This is a genomic window from Allosphingosinicella sp., assembly GCF_036403745.1.
Classification (GTDB): Bacteria; Pseudomonadota; Alphaproteobacteria; order Sphingomonadales; family Sphingomonadaceae; genus Allosphingosinicella.
Genome location: NZ_DASWQI010000061.1, coordinates 20,748 through 27,540, shown reverse-complemented (window position 1 = coordinate 27,540; position 6,793 = coordinate 20,748). Strand labels below are relative to the sequence as shown.

Genomic DNA, 6,793 nt, shown 5'->3' with positions numbered 1-6,793 from the left:
CACTCACGCGGCATTGCTGGATCAGGCTTTCGCCCATTGTCCAATATTCCCCACTGCTGCCTCCCGTAGGAGTCTGGGCCGTGTCTCAGTCCCAGTGTGGCTGATCATCCTCTCAGACCAGCTAAGGATCGTCGCCTTGGTGAGCTCTTACCTCACCAACTAGCTAATCCTACGCGGGCTCATCCTTCGGCGATAAATCTTTGGACTTACGTCATCATCCGGTATTAGCAGTCATTTCTAACTGTTATTCCGAACCGAAGGGCAGATTCCCACGCGTTACGCACCCGTGCGCCACTAGACCCGAAGGTCTCGTTCGACTTGCATGTGTTAGGCATGCCGCCAGCGTTCGTTCTGAGCCAGAATCAAACTCTCAAGTTTATGTCCGACAAGCCAGCCCGGGGGAAAACCCGAACCGGCAGGCCGGCATCTCTGGGAGCCGTTCCTGCACATTACATATACTGTGGATATGTATTGAGACATGTAGAGCCGCACCGAAGCGTGAGCTTCAGTTCGACCCATGGAACGGCTTGACTTTAACCGATACACCAGCACCCAGAGGCTGCCGGTAACCGGGGCCGCCGCCCACATGTCCCTTCATCTAAACCAACAATGTCAAAGAGCCGACGCGCCTCTCTTCCCCTTGAACCGGGGCAACCGGGTTACCGATCGTTAAGAGACGCAAGCGGGAGCGGGCTAAACCGCCCCGCCGGTGGAGTGCCATATATGAGCGGGTGTTCCGCTCGTCAATGACTTTTTTCTGCAAACTTTCCGGAGCATTCCGGCCGGTCCCTGAAGACCCGCTTAAGCTCCCGCGGCGTCCGCTCGGGCCGGACGGAACGTGCCGCCGGCCTTCGCCTGATCCCGCGAAGGAGAGTTTGAGAAAAGGACGTCCACCTTTACAGGCGCGCCCTTCACAAGAACCAAGATAGTGGGTTTCACCCCGCTTTCAAGGCTCTCAAAGCTCGATTTTCAAAGACATTCCAGTGCGTTATCGAAGCGCTTGGCCTCGTTCCCGCCGGTGAGGGGTCATCTAGAGAGGGGTTTGCGAGTCGGCAACCCCTGTCGTCAAAAAACTTACATGGATGAGGTTCGCCCGCCTCTTTCGCGCGCCCTGCTGAAGAGCCGGTTAACCCCTTGCGCGTAAGGGGAAGCCATGGAAACGAGCGGCGACTGGAACGGCGGCGGCCCCCCACCCGTGGAGACGGCCTTCGAGGAGGAAGCCGCCCTCGCCACCGCTGGCGCTGCTGCCGCTCCGGAAGCCGGCACCGATCTCGGCCGCCAAGTCAAAGGCGCAATCCTGTGGCGCTCGGGCAGCCAGATCGCGGCCCAAATGCTGAGCTGGGGCTCGACGCTGTTCGTCGTCCGCATCCTCGATCCCAGCGACTACGGCCTGTTCGCGATGACGCAGGTGGTCCTCGCCTTCCTCACCTTCCTCAATGGCTACGGCTTTGCGAGCGCCCTCATCCGCGCCGAATCGGTGGACCCGTTCCGCCTGCGCCAGACCTTCGGCCTGCTGCTGCTGCTGAACGGCGCCCTCGCCGCAACCCAGCTCGTCATCGCGCCGCTCGCCGCCGCGCACTATCACCAGCCCGAGATCGCCACCCTGCTGCGCTGGCAGTCGCTCCTCTATCTCTCGACGCCTTTCGTGGCGATTCCCGAGGTGCTGCTGATCCGCCGGCTCCAATACCGGCCCCTCGCCATCGTCACGGTCGCCGCAACCGCGCTCGGCGCGGCGACGGCGATCAGCATGGCGCTCTCCGGCGCCGGCGTCTGGACGCTGGTCGTCGCCCCCATCGTCATCTTCTGGGCCCGCGCCATCGGCCTCGTCCTCGCCACGCGCTGCTTCCTCATCCCGAGCTTCGACCTGAGGGGCACCGGCGCCATGGTCGCGTTCGGCGCCGCCCTCCTCGTCAACCAGGGCTTCTGGGTGGTGCAGAGCCAGGCCGACGTCTTCATCGCCGGCCGCGCCCTCGATCCGCACAGCCTCGGCCTCTACGCCGAAGCTTTGTTCCTGACCCAGATCTTCTCCTCGCGCTTCGTGCCGCCGCTCAACGAGGTCGCCTTCCCGGCTTATGCCCGCCTGCAGAGGGACCCGGAGCGGCTCGCCGCCTCGTTCCTCACCGCGGTGCGCCTCATCATGGCGATCGCGCTCCCCCTCTATCTCGGCCTGGCCGTCACCGCCGCGCCCGCGGTCGAGACCTTGTTCGGCCCCAAATGGCTGGCGATGGCGCCCCTCGTCGCCATCCTCGCCCTCGCCATGCCGGCGATGACGCTCCAGATCCTCTTCGCCCCCGCCTTGAACGCGGTCGGCAAGCCCCACGTGACGGCGCGGATCTCGGCCTGCGGCGCGGCGCTGATGCCGGCGACGTTCCTCATCGCGGTGCGATTCGGGTCCACCGGCATGGCCTGGGGCTGGACGATCGCCTTCCCCCTGCTCTGTGCCGCGACCTGGCTGCAGGCGCGGCGCCACATCGGCGTCGGCCTCGCCGGCCTCGGGCGGGCGATCCGCCCCAGCCTCGCCGCTGCGCTGGCGATGGCCGCCTGCGTCTGGGGCCTTCGCGCCATCCTGCCGCCGCTCCCCGCGCCGCTCCTCCTCGCTTTGCTCGGGGCAACGGGCGCCGCGGCTTACGCCCTGCTGCTGAAGCTGTTCGCGCCGGCGCTGGTCGAGGAGGCGCTCGGCCTGATCGTCAGGCGGCGCGCGCCCGCTCCGCAGCCCGCATAGAACCGGCCATCCGCGCCAGCGCCAGCCGGTCGAACCACCAATGGCGGGGCCGCGGCGCGAATCGCGGCAGCCACTCGGCGTAAAGGTCCGCCATCCGCTCCGGCAGCGCCGCCGGCCCCCCGCGCCGCATCAGGTCCGAGACGATCCGGTTCTGGAAGTGGCGGACGCTATAGCTGACCATCCGGCGATATTGCAGCGCGAGGCTCGCCGGGCTCAGCGACACCGGCTCGCACAGGAACCCCGCCTCCGGCACCGGCACGACCCGCATGTCGTCCCAACCCGATTCGGGCCCGAGGTCGGTCTTGGCGAGCGCACCGACCAGGCTGTCGTCCCCCACCAGGTCGACCGGCAAACGGATCGCGCCCGCCCTCATCCGCGCGAGGAAGTCGCCCCGCAGCGCGTAAAGGTCGCCGAACAAGCCATGCCCGGCGATCAGGTCGCGGCGGTAGGCGGCGGCGTTGCGGCCGTTGAGCGGCACTGCGCTTGCGGCGTTCGCGTGAGGATGGGCGGCAAGCGCGGCAGCGAGCGCCTCCAGCGAGCCCGGCGCCACCTCCGCGTCCCCGTCGACGAAGACATGGACGGGCGAGAAGGCGGTGCGCTCGTCGAACAGGAACCGGTTCCAGCTCCGCGCCTTGCCGCCCTCCTTATAGTCATGGACGAAGCAGGAGCCCGCCGCTCGCGCCAGCTCTGCCGTGCGATCGCGCGACCCGTTGACAACGACGTGCACCGCCGTCCCCGCGGGCAAAACGGCAAGGCTCGCCAGGCAGGCGCCGATCCGCCGCTCCTCGTTGTGGGCAAGGATCGCAATCGTGATGGCCGGCGGCGCGCGCATCCCACCGCTTTAGCAGCGCCGCCTTGCCGCCCGGTAAAGCCTCAGGCGCCCTGGATGTAGGAGCGCATCGCCTCGGCCTCTTCCTCGATCCGGGCGATGCGGTACGCGACGAGGTCGCCGATCGAGACGATGCCGGTCAGCCGCCCGTCCTCGACCACCGGCAGGTGGCGAATGCGGCGGCGGCTCATCTCCGATAGCGCGCCGAGCACGTTGGCCCCCGTCCCCGTCGTGATCGCCGGCGCCGTCATGACCTTGGACACCGGCCAGTCGAGCACCGCCGCACCGTCGCTGCTCAGGCACTGGATGATGTCGCGCTCGGAGAGGATGCCGGCCACGGCACCGCCGTCCGTCACCGGCACCGCGCCGATCTTCCTTTTCGCAAGAAGGGCGACGGCGTCGCGGACACTGGCGCCCGCGTCGATGCTGGCGACATCACGGCCCTTGCGCTCGAGAATGGCGGCTATCGTCATCGCCTGCTCCTTATTGGGTGACGCGACTCGGGCCGCTTTTCTCCCATGGACGAGGCGCGAAGGAAAGCGCGGGGTTGATGATCGGCGCCGCCGCGGCCACATGGCGGCGATGCCGCAGCACGATCCGATCCCCTCGCAGCGCGACCCGCGCGACCTCGAGCGCGCCCATCGCGCGTGGATCCACTACAAGAAGCTGATGCGCTGGATGGCCCTGGCGGCGGCCCTCGCCGTCGTCGCGGCGCTGACCTATCTGAAGCTCAGCGGCAGCCCCATGCCGATCCACCTCGTCATCGCCACCATCGCCGGCGTCGGCCTCTCGGTCCTGCTCGGCACCGCGCTGATGGGCCTCACCTTCCTCAGCAATGCCGGCGGCCATGACGACGCCGCCTCCGGACGGGATACGAAACGATGAGCAGCACGCGCGGCGAAGCGATATTGCGGGTCGTCCCGCGGCCCGGCGACATCAACGCCAACGGCCATATCTTCGGCGGCTGGGTGCTCAGCCAGATGGATATCGCCGCCGGCATCGTCGCCTCGCGCCGCGCCAAGGGACATGTCGCGACCGTCGCGATCGAGGCGATGGAGTTCATCGCCCCCATTCTCCTCCACGACGTCATCTCGGTCTACGCGCGCATCGAGCGCACCGGCCGCACTTCGATGGGCATCCGCATCGAAGTGATCGCCAGCCGCAACCGCGGCACCGATGAGGTCAAGGTGACCGAGGGCGTATTCACTTTCGTCGCGCTCGACGACGAGAGTCGCCCGCGGCCCTTGCCCGCGGCCTGAGGCCTTTAAAGTTAGAAGTGCGTCAGTGGGTCGTGTAGGCGCCCTTGTACCAGCCGCCGCCCTGATCGACGCACCATTCCGTCGTCACGTCCTCGAAGTTGCAATAGACGCGGATGTGCAGGCCGCCTTTGTCCTGCCAGGATGTCGCCGAGACGTTTCCGCCCGGTGCCTTGAGTGCGCCGTTCGTCCAGCCCGAACCGTCCCAACAGCGCTCCGTCACATTGTAGCCGTCGGTCGAATAGACGCGGATGTGGATGTGCCCGGAACTGTCGACCCAGTTCAAGGCTGCCGTTCCTACCGGAAGACTTGTCATTTCAATTGCCCCCTCGTGTTCAACGAACGGGACTTTCATCTGCCTGTCACCGCCCGATGACAATTCATTTCGGGACCGCATCGGAGCGGCGGCTGCAGGAGACTGCTAGTGTCGCGATATCCGGAAGCGCAGGGTGGCGCGGCCATTCGGCGGCATGATGACGCTCCATATCGAGGCGCCGTTGCGTTTCGGCAGGGTCACGGCCGGAACGAGGCCGAACTCGTCCCCTTCGAAGCGCAGCTCGAACGCCACCGGCACGTCGCGCGCATTGACGGCGCTATACTCTACCTCCGTCGCCCACATTCCCGGCGGCGACAGCACCTTTGTAGACACCGAAATCGCACCGGCGCGGCCGATCACGATCTCGATATCCTCCCCCACCGCCTTGTCGGCCACCGATCCCCTGCCGTAGACGATCGGCCGCAGCCGCCCTTCCTTCATGACGATGATGTCGCCGGACGGGAGCGGCAGGCCGAGCCCCGTCTCCGCGACATTCTTCAGCCGCAGGATCCGCATCACCGGCTGCGCCGCCGCGGGCTGCCAGGTGTAGAGCGCGCTCCGGTAGACCGTATCGACCTTCACCGCCTTGCGCGCCAGCAGCGCCACCTGCTTCTGGCTGTTGGCCGCGACCGTGACGGGGATCGGGATGCGGTAGAGCTTGAGGTCGCCCAGTGCCTCCTGCTGCGCCATCATCAGCGCCGGCGGGGGCGGCGGAGGCGGTGGTGGCGGAGGTGGGGGAGGCGGCGGCGGGACCCCGGAGGAGATATGGATCTCCTCCTGCTCATATTCCTCCGCTTGCGGCAGGTCGCTCGTCGTCGTCCCCGCCGGCCAGCATTTGAGGACGAGCGGCTCCGCCTTCGCCTTTTGCGCCCGCACGTCGCGCCGGTTGATCTGCCCGGCCACCGCCTGGGTGTCCGCGCCGGCAAAGCCCGTCTCGCCGCCATTCGCCAAGGTCAGCCAGGCGAACAGCTCCATGCTCTTCTCGTCCGGCGCCAGCTTGGCGATGTAATAGGCCTGCCAGTCGAATTCGCTGGCGAGGTAGGAGAGGGTGATTGTGGCGGCGACCGCGCGACGGCTGCGCACCCGCACCGACAACGTCGGCTTGGCCGAGAGGCGGGCGGGCACCTTGTCGTAGGCCAGCGTCTCCGGGAGTCCGTCGCAGCGCAGCGTTTCCACCCCGTCCGGCGTCTCGACAACCACCGCGCCGGCGGCACTGGAGCGCACCACCGCATCCTGCTCGCGCACCGCCCCCGTCTTCTTGGACGTGCGCCTGAGATGCACCCGCCGCCCGAGCGCCGCGTCGATCAGGCTGGCGGGAGACAGAAGCCAGGCGTCCTGGTTCTTCTCGACGACGTCGCCCGGCAGGCCGGCGACGATCGCCGTCTGGGGCAGGATGCCGCCCGCGACGCCTTCGAAGCGCAGATCCGAATCGCCCGCAGGGATCGCGATCCGCCGCGTCTCGCTGATCAGCGCATAGCCGTTGAGCCACTGCAGGTTCATCGCTTCCCCGGACTGCCGCCACGGTGCCCGGTAGACGGTGACCGAGGTCGTCTGCGGGCCATGCGACACCGCAAGAGCGGGCTGACCGTGCGCGGGAGGCACCGGCGGCGGCGGCGGCGCCGCGGCGACAAGGCCGACGAGCAGAAGCAGGAAAAGAAGAGCGCGCAACG

7 protein-coding genes and 1 rRNA gene are annotated in these 6,793 nt (G+C 67.5%); 3 read left to right on the top strand and 5 right to left on the bottom strand.

Annotation, left to right across the window (positions count from 1 at the left end; genetic code table 11):
* Positions 1 to 378, bottom strand: a 16S ribosomal RNA gene (locus tag VGC56_RS11965); the annotation flags it as partial.
* Positions 379 to 1,153: 775 nt separating this feature from the next.
* Between VGC56_RS11965 and VGC56_RS11960 the strand changes: the two genes are divergently transcribed.
* Positions 1,154 to 2,722, top strand: coding sequence for a lipopolysaccharide biosynthesis protein (locus tag VGC56_RS11960; protein WP_464125137.1), 1,569 nt, complete (start codon positions 1,154 to 1,156; stop codon positions 2,720 to 2,722).
* Here the strand turns inward: VGC56_RS11960 and VGC56_RS11955 are convergent.
* Together VGC56_RS11955 and VGC56_RS11950 are read right to left on the bottom strand one after the other, a co-directional pair.
* Positions 2,688 to 3,554, bottom strand: coding sequence for a glycosyltransferase family 2 protein (locus VGC56_RS11955; protein ID WP_464125136.1), 867 nt, complete (start codon positions 3,552 to 3,554; stop codon positions 2,688 to 2,690). The two genes, VGC56_RS11960 and VGC56_RS11955, sit on opposite strands and share 35 nt — an antisense overlap.
* A 41-nt stretch (positions 3,555 to 3,595) precedes the next feature.
* On the bottom strand, positions 3,596 to 4,024 hold the full coding sequence (locus tag VGC56_RS11950) for a CBS domain-containing protein (protein ID WP_464125135.1): 429 nt from the start codon (positions 4,022 to 4,024) through the stop codon (positions 3,596 to 3,598).
* A 109-nt stretch (positions 4,025 to 4,133) separates the two neighbouring features.
* On the opposite strand from VGC56_RS11950, the gene VGC56_RS11945 reads away from it, so the two are divergent.
* Positions 4,134 to 4,436, top strand: coding sequence for a hypothetical protein (locus VGC56_RS11945; protein WP_464125134.1), 303 nt, complete (start codon positions 4,134 to 4,136; stop codon positions 4,434 to 4,436).
* Positions 4,433 to 4,810 carry an acyl-CoA thioesterase gene (locus VGC56_RS11940; RefSeq protein ID WP_464125133.1) on the top strand — a complete coding sequence of 126 codons (378 nt, stop codon included), beginning with the start codon at positions 4,433 to 4,435 and terminating at the stop codon, positions 4,808 to 4,810. The genes VGC56_RS11945 and VGC56_RS11940 overlap by 4 nt, the downstream gene beginning before the upstream one ends.
* Positions 4,811 to 4,832: 22 nt before the next feature.
* Here the strand turns inward: VGC56_RS11940 and VGC56_RS11935 are convergent, their stop codons facing one another.
* Together VGC56_RS11935 and VGC56_RS11930 are read right to left on the bottom strand one after the other, a co-directional pair.
* Positions 4,833 to 5,093 (bottom strand): fucose-binding lectin, encoded by a 261-nt coding sequence (locus VGC56_RS11935; RefSeq protein ID WP_464125132.1) that lies wholly within the window; start codon positions 5,091 to 5,093, stop codon positions 4,833 to 4,835.
* Between the two features lie 135 nt (positions 5,094 to 5,228).
* On the bottom strand, positions 5,229 to 6,791 hold the full coding sequence (locus tag VGC56_RS11930) for a DUF4139 domain-containing protein (protein WP_464125131.1): 1,563 nt from the start codon (positions 6,789 to 6,791) through the stop codon (positions 5,229 to 5,231).
* Positions 6,792 to 6,793 lie beyond the last annotated feature (2 nt).